Here is an 18,043-nt window from a genome sequence, read left to right as displayed (position 1 = left end):
GGCCTGAGCAGGCCTATTTTCTATTTTTTTAACCCTAACTTGGAGTCGATTCTGAACCGAAACCACTGACACTAGGTTTACCTTTGTCTGAAGCGCCTTTGAGTTTTGCAACTCCTTTTTCGGCGTAACCTTGCAATTGCGAATCCCTAGTCGCCATTGCCTTGGTTGTTTCCTTACCGCCACCTTCAACCTTACCTTTCGCTTCTTCACCCCATTGGCTTATCTGCTCACCAAAACCTTCAGGCTGACCACCAATCCAACGCAGTACTTTATCGGGCAAGTAAGTGATTAATGTAAACGCTTTTTGTACAACAATAAGGTACATTGTGGTATAGATAAGCACGGAAAAGAAGAAACCATAAATTCCTGCCCATCCACTATAACCAGTTCTCATTGAACTAAAGTTATTTGCCTGAGCAGCTGCAGCCGCATTAGCAGCAGCCTGACCAGCATCTCCCCCTGTGGAAGCGGTACCTCCAGTGAAAGACTGGCCTGCAGCTTGTCCAGCTGATTTTATATCATTGGCCCAGGAAGAAGGTGATTGCATGTTATTTTGAGCACTATAATTCCACTGCAAGCCAGTTGCTGTTCCCTGAATAAAGGCAGCAGCGTTGGAAAAACCTGCGTTAATAATCCATACCGAAACATAAGATAAAGCAATTGCTGCGATATAACCAATGATCATCATTGCAGGCCTTAAAAAGACATTCAACAAAATCATGATTGCTTGTTCGCCCTTACCAAAGGCATCATGACCTTCCGGGTGCGTAACACCCAGAGCCACAATGGGCGCTGCCACCATAGCCTCAATCACCGCCGTGAGCCAAGCTATCGAACCAAAAGTAAAAATCATGTATGGCAAAAATGGAATATAGTATGCCGTTAAGAATCCTATGCCCACCATAACCCCTAGCCAAGAAAGCAACAGTGGCATTGCTAAAGCAATTAGCGGGAGAATGAATAACCCAAAGACCGGAATCATAACTACAGTGACTGACAAGCCAATCAAGAGTACCCAGAGATCATTAGCGAAATTGATATAATTTACACCCATGTTAGCAAGGGCAATGACCGGATTAACCGTGGGTTGTTGTATGATCGCCACCCCTTGTTGGAAAATTTGACCGATGCCTATCAAAGGAGCTGCAAGGAAACTCATGACCACCGCATTAATAATTGGAGCAACCATACTTAGAAAGAAATTGAAAAGATTCTTAATAATGATGTTATAGAAGATATTACCCAGCAATGAACCTAAGCAGAAAGAAAAGAACATAATCTTCACAGATCCACAGGGGAAATTTTGAGACTGCAATTGGAACTGGCCGAGATTAATATCGATATTAAATTTCATCGCAAAGGCCGGAGGCGTTAAACCTGGCTGACCTGGTAAGCTCACTAGACTAGAGTTGGTGATGAAACCATAAGCCGTTGAAGAGGCTATCCCTGATTCTGCTTTAGTACCGGTGGCACTAAAACTAGGCTGTGGGAGAGGAGAAGTTAAAATACCTGACCCGTTAATTAGACTAATGAGTTGGTTCACAGGCGCAGGATTTTTACCTAGCCAAGTACATAAATCAGCAAACTGCCCCACACACTGACCATTGTTGAATGCGCCTGGGGCTTTACTTGCGTCAAAACCACTACCGGGATTAGCTAATCCCGTATCAGAGTCCGTGAGATTTGCGTTATTAATTGCTGCTGAATTTAACCAAGCTAGATTAAAGAAATAACTACCAGCCATTATCCAGCCTTGTGTATTCGCTTGCTGGATAAAAGCGCGCTGATTATTTGCATTCTGATTATTAGCCGCTTGTTGTACCAAATTTAGCGTTGGTAGCATAATCCCATTGTAATCAGCAATCGCACCCTGAAACTCAGTTCCACTAAACAGTGGTGCAGAACTACCGGATGGATCTTGGCCCCATGAGACACAACTAGAACTAGGTCCAGTACAAGGAGAACCCGAATTTAAAAAGGGAACTCCAAATTGCTGGGTAGCCACTGCTGAGAAATTAGTTTGCGTTCCCGCTCCATTATTCGTGTTGCTATTAGTCTGTTGGGGATTCAATTGTGGATCATTATTGACTATTACTTGCGCAACCGTTGATAAATCAAGATACATTTGCTGAATAGCAATCGCTCTAGACATCTGTGCAGTTTGAATTTCATTGGAAGAAACCGTAGGAATATTTTGTTTCACAGAGGCTAGGGAAGAAAACGGATTCCAAGTGATCAGACCACAGACACCATTGATGGATGCAAAAGCCGAACCCGTGGGAAAATTAGGCATTTGTACTGAATAATTTAGTGGCTTAATAGTAGCCTGATCTGCTTTTTGTTGGGCTGATACTATATTTACGGTACTTATAAAATCGGGCACTTGGGAATTGCAAAAATCTTGCATTTTCTGAGATGGGGATCCAGAACAAGGGCCTGAATCGTTTTGTTTTGCATCAATATAGCTTTGTCGTTGAGACTCCAATAGGTTTTGTAATCCTGCCATACAAACTTGTCCAGCAAGAATAGTTGAGGCCCCTTGAGCAACCGTATTAGCACCACTGGTAAAAGAAGTCGCTGGAGTCATATTGGTTTGAACAATAACACCCCCGCGGTTTAAATAGCTTAGCGCTGCTCCCCATACTTTATCGGCCGCTCCGACCCCTTGTACGACAATCCACATCACAAAAATCTGCATTAAACAGTAGCCTGAGGCTTTAGGAATTAATAGCGCGAGACCTAGAGTAGAACGCATCGGCACCCAAATCGACGACCACTTCTGGCCGAGCATCTGTCCTTCTTGTGCTGTATTCATTGTGGATACTAGCAAGGTGTACATAATGATGATTCCACCCAGTGCTAATACCGCCGAGTTGAATACACCAAACATATTCCCCATAATTTGGCTGCCTGTACCGTGTAAAACACCGTCAACCATACCAAATATATTTCCTAAAAAAACAACCGACAGATCACTAGGGGGAGGAGCAAAACTTAAAGAAGAACCTCCAGAAGAGGCATAAGTCAGTGCAGGAAAAAGCAAGGACAGGATACTTAATACTATTTTTTTCATCTTTTATCACCCAAGAGGCCTTTCCTGTACCACTCTAGCATCGTGCAACCTAATTTTCGTTCCTTGATTTGGAAGTACCAAAAGTGGTAACGGAAGGCTAACGCTAAAGCAATTAGCATCACTACTAGACTAATTATCACTGCCCTGTAACTACCATAGAATACATGGTAAATCGCATAACCAAAAATCAATATCGCCGCAGCAGACATAAGTAGGCTTAAACGATACAAGGCTGATTTTCTGTCCTGAAGCTCCGTCTCGCTTAGATTTAATCTTGATACAGCTTCCTCAAATGTTTCTCCGCTATCATTTTTCTGCGGTACAAACATTTTTTTAAAACCATTTACTAGATAAAGTGTAAATGATTTTGTACGATCGAAATCGATCCATGATCGTACATTAAATATACGCGCAAAAACATTAACAATCCTGGAACCTTGTTGCTTTTTCATAAATTTTACTTTTTATAAATAGACTTTTACTCTTCTTAATATACTATAGTAGTTAGAATATTGATCGTCCACCATTGAAGAATACAGTAAAAAAAGAGTAAAAAATGCCTGATCTGAGTCATGAAGCATCATCACAATATTGGTACGAATACGTCGACCCCATGATTTATCGAGTTATTACGTTTATGGAAAGTGTCGAGGATTGGACTCTCGATGGTAACCCTGAGTTAGAAGCAGCGATCAATCAACTAGGTAGAGAATTAGAAGATATTGAAAAAATAGATATGGGCATGCTTTCTCAGGAAGATATTTTTATTCGCTTAGTCGGTAACATCAAATCAGGTAGAGGCCTACGTCTGCTTCAAGCCATTGATACAGTTCATCCAGGCAGCGCCTCCAGAATCTTAATCCACGCTGAAGAAACAAGCACAGGCAGCCATGATCCCGCCGGCTTTTTCCTCAAACGAAACATCGTTTTCGAACGTTTACGCTTGTTAGCTCGTGTTTTTTCTGAGTATCGCTTAAAACTTATAGCTCGCGCTCTTGAGGGGGAAGAATAAATGAAATTATTGAGTCGATATGCTTTACCTAGCGTTTTATTTTTTGCGGCATCGTCTTCTTTTGCTTCTGCTGAGGGTACGACCAACGATAGCATGAATGAGCTAACAACTTACTTACTTAATTTAGGCGCATACTTCGGTTATAGCTTACAAAACAGTCCTACCGCTACTGATGCAAATGGAAACCAACAACCTATCACAATTAGTCAAAATTTACTTTTTAACAATGGCGCTACAGCGCAGCTCAATGAAAATTATGTTTTTAACAGTTACTTAGGTGCACTATTAGTTAACACCGCAGTGCCCAATGCAACTTCGTTTGTTGCCACCTCAGGCTCTACAACAAATCCTTATACACCGATAAATGCCTTTGCTAATTATACTTTCACTACTCCGCCTTATTCATCGCCAGCTCAAGATACGGTTTCAGTTTCTCCCTTGATTGATCAGCCTCCTTACCAAACTGATCCAGTCAGCCAAGCAATTTTAAATATTTTAGGAACACCGGACTTTAGTTACTGTTTAAATAATGATGCAACGGCCGTTGTTTCTTGTACCTATCCTTCAGGTACCCTAAATGCTTATCAAGTCCAGTCCAATTCGATTGGTACTTTACCTACTACTCAAAACTACTTTACCTTTGCCCAAACACAACCTCTTTTGGCAGAGCTTAACGTCAATAGTTTGATAAGTCCTTTAATCTATTCCCAACAATCTAACACTGGCACCGGATCACCCTCTTCCGCAGGTGCATCACCGACTGTTTCCGGTGGAAATAATCAACAAGGATTAATCGCTACGAGTCAAGAGCAGCAGGCAGCAAATTTTATTCGTTTTGCCACAGGAGCCGTTACACCACTGCCCTTACCTAATCGCAATGATTACGATAACCTACTTTTGAAGGCGCAAAACACAAGTAAAACCTATTCTGCTACAGAACAAGCCATTGCTCAAGCGACGCTAACTTCTTATTTAAACAGTGTCCGAATTTTTGCTGCACAAAGTTCGGTTGGTATTGCTAACCTTTATTACATGTTGTCAAAGAGATTACCTCAAAGCCAAAGTACTAATAACTCTGGCCAGCAGACCAGTCAGGCCTTGAGTGAGTTTGCTATGGCTACTTGGCGTCTTTATAATCCTGATTTAACTTCAAACACTCAATGGGTTACGCAAATTAATAACGCTTCCGCAGCAACGGTGCAAAAGGAAATGGCGGTCCTACTGGCCGAGATCAATTATCAATTATATTTAAGTCGCCAACAGCAAGAGCGTATGTTACTGACCAATACCATGTTATTGATCCAGAATGCTCGTGCATCTCAACCTAGTCCTACCTTTACTCCTCCAGCGTCCAGCCCAGGTGCAATGGGAACATCAGGACAATAAAACTTGGCGTTGCTGCGTGGTTAAATTCGAGAAAACCACGTAGCGCTGTCTTGAGGATATCGTCTATCTATCAATGCGAATCCCCGCGGTCAAGTCACGGAGATTCGCCAGATCAAGCGTTGGCCTATTTCAGCTTCGGTTTATAAGGCAGGTACTCCGGCTTCCATATATGACTGCGAATACGATCTTCGATTTCCTGATCAGTTAACGAATCAGTTAAGTTTGATTTAACCGCTTCTTTTAAAACTGCAGTCGCTACTTTGTACGAAACATCTCGGACTTGTGTGAGTGGGGGTAAGAGATTTGCCTCAGGATCTTGCTTAGCCGGTGAACATTCAGCTAAGGCCTTAGCGGCCGCCATAAACATTTTATCAGTCACATTTTTGACTTGGCCCGCTATGAGCCCCAAGCCCATACCCGGGAAAATATACACATTATTAGTCTGGTCAACTCGAAATAAATTGCCATTTTTTACAATATTACCAAAAGGACTGCCAGTACCAATAACTGCACGATTATCTGTCCAAACCATTAAATCACTTGGCTTCGCTTCACTATGCGTAATTGGATTAGACAAGGGCATAATAATCGGTTGTTTCACATGAGCGGCCATTTCACGAATTAAATCTTCCGTGAACAATCCAGGCTGACCAGACACACCGAGTAAGGCATTCGGGTGCAAATTATTGATGACATCTTTTAAACTAAGGGTGTTACCATTTTCCAGTTGCCAATTTGCAACCAGGTTTTTTGATTTTAATAACTTTTGTTGAAACGGTAATAAATTCTTCATTCCTTCGACCAAGAGTCCATCCCGATCGACCATAAAAATATGATCCCTGGCCTCCTGCTCTGAAAGACCATCCTCCATCATGGCTTGCACAATCAATTCGGCAATACCACAACCTGCTGTACCAGCCCCCAAAATCACGATCCGCTGATCTGCCAAACGTATACCGGTGACTTGTACAGCCGCAAAAAGAGTACCTGTCGCAATTGCTGCTGTACCTTGAACATCATCATTAAAAGTACAGAGTTGATTTCGATAATTATCTAACAAACGTGTTGCATTCTGTAATGCAAAATCTTCCCATTGTAAAAGAATATGGGGAAACCGTTTTTTAATTGCAGAAACAAACGCATCAACAAAATCATCATAGTCTTTACCACGCACACGTTCATGCCGCCAGCCTATGTATAGCGGATCACGAATCAGCTCAGAATTATTGGTTCCCGTGTCTAATAAAATAGGTAAGGTAGCGGCAGGATGGATGCCTGAACAGGCGCAATACAAAGCAAGCTTTCCAATAGGTATCCCCATACCCCCTGCCCCTTGATCACCTAAACCTAAAATCCGCTCTCCATCTGATACGACAATGGCCTTAACCTGATCAAAATGGGGGTTTGCTAAAATTTTATCAATTCGATCACGATTAGGATAGGAGATAAATACTCCTCGAGGTCGCCGATAAATGTGGCTAAAATGGAGGCAAGCATCGCCTACCACCGGGGTATAAACAATAGGCATCATCTCAGTGATATGTTCACAGAGAAGATTGTAGTAAAGGGTTTCATTTGAATCTTGCAGATCACGTAAATATATATACTTTTCTAGATCAGTCTTTTTGCTCTGAAATGCCTTATAAGAGCGCTCGCGTTGTTCTTTAATGGTGCTCACTTCTGGCGGTAAAAGACCGAATAATCTAAATTCCTCTCGCTCTTCATTGGAAAAACCAGTCCCTTTATTAAGAAGGGGATTTAGAATAAGTTTATAATCGCTAGTTCTTACTAAAAAATAAGGATTTCCTTGGTCGTCCACGCGGCGTTCATAATCCATCGAACTTCTCCTCTTTATTAATATTTTTATTAATATTCAGGTAAAATGTTATTCCTCTTACAGCTTAGCATTGTTGAGACTTAGCTGCTTGTTCGTTAATTAACTTTTCTATAAAGTGGGAACCTAATTTCAACCAGAGGTAAATAAGACATGATACAGACTGAAGAAATTGAGTATCTGGATGAGCAAACTGTCTGTCGCGGCTTTCTTGCCTATGATGATACAAATCCTGACCCCAAACCCTGTGTTCTTGTTGCTCCCGATTGGGGAGGACGAGGTGAATCCGTTTGTCAGAAAGCAACACAACTAGCTGCGATGGGTTATGTTGGCTTCGCTATTGATATGTATGGACAAGCGACACTTGGAAAAGATAAAAAGGAAAAAAGGGCCTTAATGACTCCTTTAAGAGAAAATAGAAAGCGCTTGGCCGCACGCGTCGTTGCCGCCTATGACAGAGTTGCTCAATTACCCCAAATTGATCCAACAAAAATTGCTGCCATGGGCTATTGCTTTGGCGGCTTATGTGTTTTAGATTTGGCCCGAACCGGGATTGATATCAAAGGCGTTATCAGTTTTCATGGCGTACTATCTGCGCCTGAACAAGACGTTTTAATGCCCATTTCCGCAAAAATCCTGATTCTCCATGGTTATGATGATCCCCTGGTTTTACCCGAGGAAATCACTCAATTTGCAAATGAAATGACTCAACGAAAAGCCGATTGGCAAATTCATATGTATGGACTTACACAGCACTCGTTTACTGATCCACAGGCTAATGATGATGAAATGGGCTTGCATTACAATGAAACAGCGGACCATCGTTCCTGGAAAAGTACCGAGTTATTTTTACATGAAATTTTCTTATGAAAAAGCATTCAATCCCTTTTGTCCACTCTAAATATCGGTCAGACATCGATGGTCTACGTGCGATAGCTGTTTTGTCGGTTGTTGGCTTTCATGCCTTTCCTAACCTCTTTAAGGGTGGGTTTATTGGTGTTGATATCTTTTTTGTCATTTCCGGTTTTCTTATTTCAACTATTTTGCTTGAGAGTTTGGAGCGCGAAAACTTCAGTTTTATCGAGTTCTATGGAAAACGAATTAAACGCATCTTTCCTGCGTTACTGCTCGTTTTAGTTTTTAGCATTATCTTAGGCTGGTTCGTATTATTTCCTGAAGAATATAAGCAATTAGGTAAACACATTGCAGGAGGGGCAGGTTTCATTTCCAATTTTTTGCTTTGGCAGGAATCGGGATATTTTGATAATGCTGCGGAAACGAAACCTTTATTGCATTTATGGAGTTTAGGAATTGAGGAACAATTTTATATCATTTGGCCATTACTGCTTTGGGCTGCATGGAAGAAACGCATTAACTTGCTTGCAGTAATTCTTGGTATTGCCTTAGTCTCATTTATTCTCAATGTCAAAAATGTGCGCAGCGATACAACAGCCGTTTTCTACTCCCCCCAAAGTCGCTTTTGGGAATTGTTATGCGGGAGTTTGCTTGCCTGGATACTTCTTTACAAGCAGCAGGCTTTCACCAGAATCAGCGAACAATTTAATCAATGGTTGGCCAAATATGTTTTAAAAAATGAGAAAGCTCAGCGCTTTACTTTTAACCATCTTCTTTCATTATCAGGCTTTTTGCTTATTGAATTTGGCATTTATCAACTCACCAAAACTGATTTTCCGGGCTTTTGGGCATTAATACCAACCTTAGGCGCGGTACTGATTATCTTGGCTGGGAACCAAGCCTGGGTCAATCGCGTTATTCTTTCCAACCCTATTATTATCTGGTTTGGATTAATTAGCTTTCCTTTCTATTTATGGCATTGGCCTTTGCTCGCATTTGCAAGAATTATCGAAGATGAAAAACCTAACAAAAAAATTCGCATCGCAGCCGTTGTAATTTCAATTATTTTAGCCTGGCTTACTTACAAATTTATTGAAAAGCCCATCCGTTTTGGCAGCATCAGAATTGACAAAATTAAAACTATTTTACTGATTAGCTTAATGACTTTAATCGGTTATACCGGGTTTTATGTTTATGAGCATCAGGGCTTTACCCTGAGGTTTAATAATTTAAAAGAACTGAACGAATTAATAACGCTTATCGATCACCCTTATCCTAGCGGCCAAGATTTTTTTTGTTTCAATTCCATACCCGAGTTAAAAAACTTTGACTTTGATGGTGGCTGTCGCTTATCGAAAGAATCCCCTCCCAATATTATGTTTCTCGGCGATTCACATACTGCTCATTATTATAATGCCGTATGGAAACAATTCCCCAGAGATTCGGTTTTAATGGTGATACAAACCTCTTGCCTGCCTTTTGCTAGCAATTATTTTTTACAAGGCGAATGCAAAGAAAAATACAAGGGGATTCTTTCCTTTTTACAATCCAATTCATCGATCCAAAAAGTATATTTATCCGGCTATTGGGCCTATTTAATGACGGGTGGTTTTGGCCAGCAGGGGGAGCATTGGCGTCATGCAAAAGCAATAGACGCAGAAGGCGTGAAAACGTTTAAAGAAAACGGCAGACATTTTCTTGCCTCTATTCTTAAAACAAATAAAGAAATTATTTTCTTAAAAGATATACCGGATTTGGATTTTAATATTAAAAATTGCTTTAAGATAAGGCCGTTTCAATTATCACAAAAATCTAGAAAACAATGTTGGATAGATAAGTCTAACTACAACGCGAGAGTCGCTGATTACGACAAAGTCATCGATGAATTGCTAGCGGAGTTTCCGCAGGTAAAAGTTTATGATCCGCGCTCCTTACTCTGCAAAAACAATCAATGCATCGCTCGCGATGATAAGCTTCCCTACTATTTCAATGGCGATCATTTAAATCATTACGGCGCGAATTATGTCATCGAGGATATGCGTAGGAAGGAGCAAAGGCTTGCTTTCCTGGATTGAGTCATCCTAAACTTAAAAGCTCCAAAGCATTAGTTCGCCATAACTTCTCTTGACGAACGGACGTTAAATTAATCTCATTAAATAAAGCCGATGAATATTCAAGCCATGCGCTAATATTCATTTGATTCGGCTGCCCTAAATCGGAACTATAGATAACACGAGGCAACTCACTTAGAACCTTTACCATATCCTCTTTCGTTTGATAACCAAGTAGATAAGTCAATGCCGTTTGTTCAATCCAAACAAAAGAGTGCTTTGCTAGATCCTTTAAATCATTGGCCTTTAAACCTGATAAAGGATTAGCTGGCTGATTGAGCAACAAGGTCCTTACTTGATGTTGCAGACAAGCATCAATTAAACAATTGATTTCCTCTTTTGACGCATGCCCTGTAGAAAGAACAATCGGGTAATCTGCCGCCATCTTCAAAATATCGATCACTTTCTTTTTTAATTGATGATGGCTATCAAAAAGCGTTTCACTTGCCAAACTATGGCTCGATAAATATTCGTGACTTAATTGTCTTTCTAATTTGGATTGATACTTACGGCCAGTAAGTGTCGGAAAATCGACTATGAGCTTCGTTGGAATTTGCGGTTGATATTCGGCAAGTGCCCGCATAATGACGCGATAATCAATACCGCCTGCAAGCTGATTCAAGACGACCGAAGGAAAAACAGGCAGGCCTTGAGCTTGAGCTAGCGTAGCCTGCACAGAGGTTGCACCTACATGGCTTTTTAAAACAACAGCTCCGCCTAAGGACTGATACTGTCTGCCCGTCTCTATAGCATCAAAGCGACGAATATAAAGATCGGGAGAAGCATGATAATGAATATCAATAAATTTAAAATCCTGCAAAGCGTTCAAGTTATTTCTTCTCATTGAGCCAGGGTTGGTCATAGCGATAATCCTTGCGTGCCTGCGCCAAACTTGAGCCTGACTTGACTGCTGCAACAATTTTTCTTTCCGTGGCCTTTATTTTTTCTGCTTTTTCAATAATCTCATTCATGGCATGCAGCGGGATCACTAAAACACCATCATCATCCGCAAATATAAAATCGCCTGGATTAACAACCACCCCATTTATGCTTAGAGAACATTGTTCCCCTGATTTGTAAACTCGATTTTTCCCTGAACGCATATAAATTGCAGAACAATACAAAGGGTAATTTGCAGTGCGAATGCAGGCAACATCTCTTACGGCGCCATTGACGATAGTTCCCGCTATTTTTTTATGTTTTGCGACTTGAGTTAAAATATCTCCCCAAGTTGTGCAATCACTTCGTCCTTTATTATCAATCACAATAACCGAGTTTGCTGGAACTGAATCAATATAATCGGCAGCCCCTTTAAAGACCTCAGGTTTTTTATCATAAGAAGAATATTGAACCGTATAGGCAGGGCCAATGAGTTTTGTCCCGGGAATGAGAGCTTTGATATTGAGTAACGCAGCCTCTATGCCACAGGCATCCAGTGCATCGGATACCTCTGTCGTGCTCAATTCCTGTAACCGCTGATATTGATTCATTTTATTTACCATTAATACAATAACTTATAATCGCTTCTGCCATTTCCTCAGTACTAGAGTTTCCACCTAAATCATAGCTTAGGCAACGACGCTCTTTTACTACAGCCACAACCGCTTGTCGAATTTTTTCAGCCTGTTCTTTATAACCAAAATGCTGCAGTAGTAAACCTATGGTTAAAAACATCGCACTAGGATTAGCCTGATGGGCTTTCATTCTTGGTGCGCTACCATGCACAGGCTCAAAGTAGCAGGCCTGTTCACCAATATTTTCACTAGGAGCAAAACCAAGCCCGCCCATTACACCAGCCCCAACATCCGATAAAATGTCACCAAACATATTTTCGGCAACAATAACCCCAAATTCTTCAGGACGCCTCACCAACCATAAACCCACTGCATCCACATTGAGAATATCCGCTTTAATCTGCGGATAATTGTCCGCTACTGATTCAAATAATTCGCGTGCGAAAGCACCACTTTGACGTAATACATTAGGTTTGTCCGCTAAAGTCACCCGTTTCATATTCTGTCGTTGAGCATATTGGAACGCGAACTCAAAAAGACGCATCAATCCTCGCTTACTTTGCAACCGTAGGCTACAACTCATTTCATCGCTTGCCAGCTTTTGCCAAGTTGGCGACTGAGCTAATAAATTTTGCAATGATGAAGGGATAGGATGATAATCAAATCCAGAGTACAAGCCTTCCGTATTTTCTCTAATCACGCAAAAATTAAAATCAGGCCCTTCTGATTGGATATTAAAACAGGGTCTAACATTTGCAAACAAATCTAAATTTTGTCGCAATTGAATAATTGGTGAGACATACTGTGGATTTTTAGCTCTTAATTCACTTGCTAATTCAGCCTTTGCTTCACGATTTGGCTTACTCGTCGAGGCGCCAACTAAGGTTGTATCCGCCTGTTTAATGAGTTGCCAGGTTCTCTCAGGGATAGGATTACCTTCTTTTTGCCAATAGGACCAACCCATTTCACCAAAACTTAAACTCACCGGAACCTTAAGTGCTTTTAAAATTGGGATTGCAGCCATGGTCACGTCAACACCAATACCATCACCAGGTAAAACAGCTATCTTTATCAAGGGCTACACTCCATCATTCAAGCGTTCGCAAATGAGCTTCTGACAAAAAGCTTGGTTATCTTGTAATATGCGCATCCCCGCTTGCGGTACGATGGCTAACAGCCCCACCCTAGGAGCAATCACATTACCCACATTAACCAAATTTGAAAATTCACCGATTAAATGCAAATGATCAACAGTGGCATGATTAAGAATCTGGGTTGAATCCGTATCTAATACTCGTTGCAAACCAAAAATCAATCGTCGCGACGCAAGCTCTTGATCATAAATTCCATAATTAATTTGTGGCGGTTTATTAGGAAAAAAAACATCGTTATATAGTGTGTTAAGCGCCTCCATCACCCGATTTTTTTTACAGAGATCAATGACTCCTCCTAATTTCTCTTGCAAAGACTCATTTGCAAAAGTTGGGGTTGAAAATAATACGATTGGTTTGTTAGCCCCTTCAAACAAGTTAAAGCATTGCTGCAAAATAACGCCGCCGAAAGAAAAACCTAAAAAAGCATCATAATTAGCAATTCGACTTGCTAATTCTCTTTGCCAGGAGGAATAATAAAGATCATTAGGCAAAGCTTCCATGTTCATCAACGGGTCAATAAAATCGAGCTCAAAGTTTTCATTGAGGAAGACTAAGGTCTTCGCTATTCCTTCAATATCAGACTCATGAGGCATAACAGGAGCAAGAGCTAGTATTTTTTTTTTCATTTCACTCTCAAATAAAGGTCTAATTATAGGATGTTACAACACTAGATCGTGCTTGCTTTATGAGCTTTTAGATCTGCGGTTGAAAAATCGGAAATACCTCTAATAAATTCATCCATTTCAATGTCTTCATGGCCAATTCCCAGTGCATTTCGAACATAATTGGCTGCTGATAGAATTTCAGGAAGTTTGTATTTCTTAATATCTATCGCATGCAAATAAGCCGTGAAAAATTCAGTTTTAAGATTGCCTATGCCTTTACCCATACCAGCTAGAGAAACATCGATATATTGCGCACCATTATTTAATGCAGCTAACGCATTCGCTTGGGCTAGACCTAAATTATCATGAGCATGAAATCCAAAAGGAATAGAATATTGCTGGGTGTATTTTTTATAAATTGCTTGAATCCTAGAGGGCAACATACTGCCATTGGAATCCGCAAAATAAATCATGTCAGGATGATGATTAGAAATTGCCTCGATTGATTCATCAAGTTCTTTTTCTTTGTAATAAGACATATGAATAAAATTCGCGGAGGTTTCTAAACCTAACTCCTTGGCTAAAGAAATGGTCGGATAAGCAGATTCCACCTCGCCTTTTGCAATACAAATTCGTAAAAGATCAACTCCGCACTCTTTTAATTCTTCGAGATCGGCTTTATTGACATTGTTAGGATGAGCCATTACCGCAATTTTTGCATTCTTGATGAGTGACTGACAAAGAAGAAGATAATCTTTTTCACAAAGACCTGCTCTGCCTAAATTTTCAATCGGATGTAAAGAACCATTGCGATAACCAATTTCAAGGTATTCAAGACCTGAATGATCTAATAATTGTAAAATTTCCTCTAAGTCTTTGTTTTTAAAATGAAAATTTGTTCGATGACCACCATCTCTTAAGGAAACGTCGAGAACTTTAATTGTGTCCATTATCTACCACCAGTTCACCTTTTTAGACCTAATTTAAGTTAGATTATACAAATAACTTAATATAAAACCTAAAAAGATTGCTAAAACAAAACCTCTTATATAAAAATTAGCCCTTTTATTAATATATAGCATAGCTAGATAAGAAAGAGGATGACGGTAGATAAAACTGCGCATTATCTTTTTGCTAACTCGGTTAGGCGGTCCGCTCATGGGTATCTCATGAATCTTGATACTCGGGCAATTATTCATTTCGATGATTACCCCTCTGGAGCCTTCCATAGGTACATTAATATCCTCACATTCAACATCAATTCCGACAATATTTAAATTCAAAGCTTGGGCAGCACGAATCAATAAAAGGCTATTCTTTTTACAAATTTGCTTCCCCAGCGATTTAAAAGTCCCTCCCCTGGTCGCATTAGAAGTGTAAGCTAAGAAAACTTGCTCATCTTGCTGGGGAATATAATCGAGGTCGAGCTTTAATTCCTGCAATTTAATACGACATTCTTCATCAATCACTATATCACCTAAGGCATCATTCAGTTTTGCTCGTTGCAAATTAGTCGACTGAACCAATTGAGCAAGGCTGTGTTTGCCATCCCCTACCACCTGTGCGGGGTATCTTTGAATAACGCCTATCACTTGGCGATTAAATACTAGGACGCGATAAGATTTCAATTTTCCATGAAACTCTTCAATAGTAATAAATTCATAAAGTGTAAAGGCGTAGTTTAGATAGTTTGTTAATTGCTCAAGGGTTTGGATATTGCATAATACATCACGTCCACGAGAACCATTTTTGGTTGGTTTTGCCACCAGGGGAAACTTTAGATCCGCTATTTTTTCTTTAAGCTCTCCATCCTCCAACTCACTGCGATGTAAAGCAATAGCTTTAGGCACAGGAATGCCTTGTGATTCTAAAATTTTATTCATGCAATATTTATTGAGAGCAATATTAGCGCTACAGCTGTCATTAAAAGGCGTTTCGCCCCCGCGAAAATAATAATGTTTTTTACCTAGTTTTACTGCAAATCCATCAATATCATCGATTTGCTCAGCAGGGAGGAATAAATCCAATGAGCTTTTGTAGTAAAGCTCTGCATTCTTGTCTATAGCTACATCCTCTTGAGAATTTCAAAATATACTCAAGATAATCCTAGCATATTTCAATCGCATTAAAAAAACCTTGATCTTGCATTGGCAAGATCAAGGTTTTAGCGCTTAATTCGCTGATTTCGCAGGCTCTTGACTTGATTGGATTGGACCAGAGCAGGACGCTGCAACCGAATCGATTTGATCATAATAATCTTTATCGGCCATATTATTGGAACTTTTAATAAGCGATACTAATTTAGGTTGTGAACAGTCGCAAAAGCTGGTTGCTATTTGCTTCGCTTGATCATTCATTTTGGGATAAATTAGGTTCCAAGTATCCTGACAGAACTGACTCACATCCTTGTCGCTCGCTTTATCTAAACCAATTTCTTCTTCCAAAGAATCCATTGTATTACGTAATAAAGTACGAGACATGCAGACCTGAATTGCTTTATCCACAGCAGCATCAGTATCGAGCGGTTGAGTGAGTGCACAAGCACAATATTTTTCGCCAAATTTTTTATAATCCGTCATATTGGCTACATTAGTTTCTCTCTTCATCCACGATGAAAGGCAAATTGCTTGAAACGACTCAGCCTGATTACTATCCATCATATTCCCGGGAGCAGAGGGCTGTTTAGTCGTATTATCCGTAGCCGCAGGGGTAGAATTGTGGTTGATCGTATCATTCATAGTCCCAGGAACAGGATTCTGGTTGGTCGTATCATTCATAGTCCCAGGAGTAGGATTCTGGTTGGTCGTATCATTCGTAGTCCCAGGAGCAGGATTCTGGTTGGTCGTATCATTCGTAGTCCCAGGAACAGGATTCTGGTTGGTCGTATCATTCGTAGTCCCAGGAGTAGAAGTCTGCTTAATTGTATTATCTGTAGTTCCAGCAGAGGTCTGTTGTGTAGCATTATCCATCGTTGCAGTAGGAGGGGGGGGAATTTGTTTAGTGGGATCCATGGCAGCAGCAGAAGCCATGAATGAAAAGGCGCTAAAAATTATCACAACTAGCACCATTTTTAATCGATTAAAATGCATAACTTAATCCCTCCGTTGGATAATGGTCTATCTTGAGAATCTCCTTTCTATTCAAAACATCATAGCTTAAAGAAAACAAATAAGCTAATTCAAGTGATTACGGATTTTAAGCATAATGCAGCATGTTCAGCTGAGCCACCATTTCACCATAACCAGATTCAATATTGATGTAGTTTTTCTTCGCAAGATAATAAGATAGTGACCCGTCATCTTGTGCTTTAGTTGCTTGCAGTGCCACATTGAAATTGAATCTTTTCAGGCGCTCATAATCTTCTTTTTTAGTGACAAAATAGAAATTTCTATAACTTGTTCTAGGTCGATAATGAAGTTCTTTCGCATCCTTAGCTAAGGAATGGTTGGGAAAATATTCTTTAATAGAATAATCTCGATTATTGTGCACTGCAATAATTTTTCCTTTGGGCAATAGACTAATAATTTTATTGGCCAGTTTTTTGACTTCTCGATGGGCTGCGAGAGAATAAGGTCCGAATTTTTTCAGCGTTCTTTTAATTCCTTTATCAGTAAAAATCCGATTCGGATCAAATTCATAACGAACACCTTTTAAGTAAAAGCGGACATTACGTTGGCCAGAGTGTTTGAGAGCAATTAAAGAACCCCCTTCTCTTTTGATAAAACATTTGGCCGCTGCGAACGCGGTAAATTCACTTTCATGCAAGTGAACAAAGGTTTTACCTCGTCCTCTTTCTTTTAATATTTTTACTGGGGTAGCTCCTAGTTTAACGACATAGGTTTGTGCATGAACTAGGCTACTAACTAAGCTGATTAGGATAAAAAATAGATATAAATAATATCGCATAACTTATTTTTTTAATTGAAACTGGGTAATTATTATACTGCGCTAAGGACAGTTTAAGCAAATTTTTATTTGTTGTCTGTATTTTTTCAATTAGTTAGCTATCCAATACTTGGATTTGAATAATAGCTATAGGGGCTTGAAGTCCAATGGAACGAAAACGTACGCTAAGTCTATTCATCAACTTCCGTTTGCTGTTTCAGCGGTCTAAGCTTTCCATTCATAACCTGCTCAGCAAGGGTAAATGAATAATGTCCAAGCATATTCACATGTTTATGGCTCAGAGGCGATAACCGAGCTTCATCGTCCTCTTGTACTTCTTTGCCTTGAAACTTTAAGTTATCTAAAGAGGCTTGCATATAAATGGTACTCCAAAGAGCCAGCGCATTAGTTACCAGCCCCAAAGCGCCAAGTTGATCTTCCTAACCCTCACGATACCTTTTTCTGATTTCTCCACGTTGCCCATGACAAATCACTCTTGCAACTGCATGGCGACCTTCACCGCGATTTAACTGAATTAAAACTCTCCTGCGGTAGTCTTCATCATCGATGTAATTAAGCAGATAAAGAGTCTTATTGAGCTCATATTGCATGTT

Annotated in this window: 13 protein-coding genes and 2 pseudogenes; 4 read left to right on the top strand and 11 right to left on the bottom strand. The window is 40.1% G+C overall.

All coding sequences use genetic code 11. The annotated features are described in order from the left end of the window. Nucleotides 1–34: 34 nt before the first annotated feature. Together dotA and icmV are read right to left on the bottom strand one after the other, a co-directional pair. A complete protein-coding gene (dotA, locus tag Ldro_RS05190) occupies nucleotides 35–3,073 on the bottom strand; it encodes a type IVB secretion system protein DotA (RefSeq protein ID WP_058495352.1) in 3,039 nt (1,012 codons plus the stop codon). After that, nucleotides 3,070–3,525, bottom strand: coding sequence for a type IVB secretion system protein IcmV (gene icmV, locus Ldro_RS05185; protein ID WP_058495351.1), 456 nt, complete (start codon nucleotides 3,523–3,525; stop codon nucleotides 3,070–3,072). Before icmV ends, dotA begins: the two co-directional genes overlap by 4 nt. Nucleotides 3,526–3,629: 104 nt before the next feature. Between icmV and icmW the strand changes: the two genes are divergently transcribed. Both icmW and icmX read left to right on the top strand, forming a co-directional pair. Beyond that, nucleotides 3,630–4,085: a type IVB secretion system protein IcmW gene (gene icmW / locus Ldro_RS05180; RefSeq protein WP_058495350.1), complete on the top strand. Its 456-nt coding sequence runs from the start codon at nucleotides 3,630–3,632 to the stop codon at nucleotides 4,083–4,085. After that, entirely contained in the window at nucleotides 4,086–5,471 is a 1,386-nt protein-coding gene (icmX, locus tag Ldro_RS05175) for a type IVB secretion system protein IcmX (RefSeq protein ID WP_058495349.1), read from the top strand. It abuts the gene before it with no gap. 124 nt (nucleotides 5,472–5,595) lie between these two features. Here the strand turns inward: icmX and Ldro_RS05170 are convergent, their stop codons facing one another. Beyond that, complete coding sequence (locus Ldro_RS05170) at nucleotides 5,596–7,308, bottom strand: NAD-dependent malic enzyme (RefSeq protein ID WP_058495348.1); 1,713 nt, start codon at nucleotides 7,306–7,308, stop codon at nucleotides 5,596–5,598. Nucleotides 7,309–7,458: 150 nt separating this feature from the next. On the opposite strand from Ldro_RS05170, the gene Ldro_RS05165 reads away from it, so the two are divergent. Both Ldro_RS05165 and Ldro_RS05160 read left to right on the top strand, forming a co-directional pair. Further along, on the top strand, nucleotides 7,459–8,175 hold the full coding sequence (locus tag Ldro_RS05165) for a dienelactone hydrolase family protein (protein ID WP_058495347.1): 717 nt from the start codon (nucleotides 7,459–7,461) through the stop codon (nucleotides 8,173–8,175). After that, nucleotides 8,172–10,235, top strand: coding sequence for an acyltransferase family protein (locus Ldro_RS05160; RefSeq protein WP_058495346.1), 2,064 nt, complete (start codon nucleotides 8,172–8,174; stop codon nucleotides 10,233–10,235). The genes Ldro_RS05165 and Ldro_RS05160 overlap by 4 nt, the downstream gene beginning before the upstream one ends. A 1-nt stretch (nucleotide 10,236) precedes the next feature. Here Ldro_RS05160 and Ldro_RS05155 read toward each other — a convergent pair whose 3' ends face one another. From Ldro_RS05155 to Ldro_RS16975, 8 genes and pseudogenes are all read right to left on the bottom strand, one after another. Beyond that, a complete protein-coding gene (locus tag Ldro_RS05155; RefSeq protein ID WP_238583973.1) occupies nucleotides 10,237–11,133 on the bottom strand; it encodes a DUF6282 family protein in 897 nt (298 codons plus the stop codon). Then, nucleotides 11,102–12,860 (bottom strand): annotated as a pseudogene (locus tag Ldro_RS16980) (isocitrate/isopropylmalate family dehydrogenase). The gene Ldro_RS05155 and the pseudogene Ldro_RS16980 overlap by 32 nt, the downstream one beginning before the upstream one ends. Nucleotides 12,861–12,863: 3 nt before the next feature. Beyond that, on the bottom strand, nucleotides 12,864–13,565 hold the full coding sequence (locus Ldro_RS05140; RefSeq protein WP_058495343.1) for a hypothetical protein: 702 nt from the start codon (nucleotides 13,563–13,565) through the stop codon (nucleotides 12,864–12,866). Nucleotides 13,566–13,606: 41 nt separating this feature from the next. Continuing rightward, the gene (locus Ldro_RS05135; RefSeq protein ID WP_058495342.1) at nucleotides 13,607–14,494 is read right to left on the bottom strand and encodes a beta/alpha barrel domain-containing protein; all 888 of its coding nucleotides are present in this window, start codon (nucleotides 14,492–14,494) and stop codon (nucleotides 13,607–13,609) included. 33 nt (nucleotides 14,495–14,527) lie between these two features. Further along, nucleotides 14,528–15,571 carry a UDP-N-acetylmuramyl peptide synthase gene (locus tag Ldro_RS05130; protein WP_058495341.1) on the bottom strand — a complete coding sequence of 348 codons (1,044 nt, stop codon included), beginning with the start codon at nucleotides 15,569–15,571 and terminating at the stop codon, nucleotides 14,528–14,530. A gap of 144 nt (nucleotides 15,572–15,715) precedes the next feature. After that, nucleotides 15,716–16,633: a hypothetical protein gene (locus tag Ldro_RS05125; protein WP_058495340.1), complete on the bottom strand. Its 918-nt coding sequence runs from the start codon at nucleotides 16,631–16,633 to the stop codon at nucleotides 15,716–15,718. A 106-nt stretch (nucleotides 16,634–16,739) separates the two neighbouring features. Beyond that, nucleotides 16,740–17,450 (bottom strand): hypothetical protein, encoded by a 711-nt coding sequence (locus Ldro_RS05120; protein WP_058495339.1) that lies wholly within the window; start codon nucleotides 17,448–17,450, stop codon nucleotides 16,740–16,742. Between the two features lie 170 nt (nucleotides 17,451–17,620). Continuing rightward, nucleotides 17,621–18,040, bottom strand: a pseudogene (locus tag Ldro_RS16975) (Tn3 family transposase). Nucleotides 18,041–18,043 lie beyond the last annotated feature (3 nt).

This window comes from Legionella drozanskii LLAP-1, from assembly GCF_001467585.1.
Lineage (GTDB): Bacteria > Pseudomonadota > Gammaproteobacteria > Legionellales > Legionellaceae > Tatlockia > Tatlockia drozanskii.
Note: the sequence above shows the minus strand (reverse complement) of the source record. Positions and strands in the feature narration are given on the sequence as shown.

What these genes read in the sequence shown, in the direction of transcription:
- dotA (WP_058495352.1), bottom strand. Translation starts at nt 3,073, where the DNA reads ATGAAAAAAATAGTATTAAGTATCCTGTCCTTGCTTTTTCCTGCACTG.
- icmV (WP_058495351.1), bottom strand. Translation starts at nt 3,525, where the DNA reads ATGAAAAAGCAACAAGGTTCCAGGATTGTTAATGTTTTTGCGCGTATA.
- icmW (WP_058495350.1), top strand. Translation starts at nt 3,630, where the DNA reads ATGCCTGATCTGAGTCATGAAGCATCATCACAATATTGGTACGAATAC.
- icmX (WP_058495349.1), top strand. Translation starts at nt 4,086, where the DNA reads ATGAAATTATTGAGTCGATATGCTTTACCTAGCGTTTTATTTTTTGCG.
- Ldro_RS05170 (WP_058495348.1), bottom strand. Translation starts at nt 7,308, where the DNA reads ATGGATTATGAACGCCGCGTGGACGACCAAGGAAATCCTTATTTTTTA.
- Ldro_RS05165 (WP_058495347.1), top strand. Translation starts at nt 7,459, where the DNA reads ATGATACAGACTGAAGAAATTGAGTATCTGGATGAGCAAACTGTCTGT.
- Ldro_RS05160 (WP_058495346.1), top strand. Translation starts at nt 8,172, where the DNA reads ATGAAAAAGCATTCAATCCCTTTTGTCCACTCTAAATATCGGTCAGAC.
- Ldro_RS05155 (WP_238583973.1), bottom strand. Translation starts at nt 11,133, where the DNA reads ATGACCAACCCTGGCTCAATGAGAAGAAATAACTTGAACGCTTTGCAG.
- Ldro_RS05140 (WP_058495343.1), bottom strand. Translation starts at nt 13,565, where the DNA reads ATGAAAAAAAAAATACTAGCTCTTGCTCCTGTTATGCCTCATGAGTCT.
- Ldro_RS05135 (WP_058495342.1), bottom strand. Translation starts at nt 14,494, where the DNA reads ATGGACACAATTAAAGTTCTCGACGTTTCCTTAAGAGATGGTGGTCAT.
- Ldro_RS05125 (WP_058495340.1), bottom strand. Translation starts at nt 16,633, where the DNA reads ATGCATTTTAATCGATTAAAAATGGTGCTAGTTGTGATAATTTTTAGC.
- Ldro_RS05120 (WP_058495339.1), bottom strand. Translation starts at nt 17,450, where the DNA reads ATGCGATATTATTTATATCTATTTTTTATCCTAATCAGCTTAGTTAGT.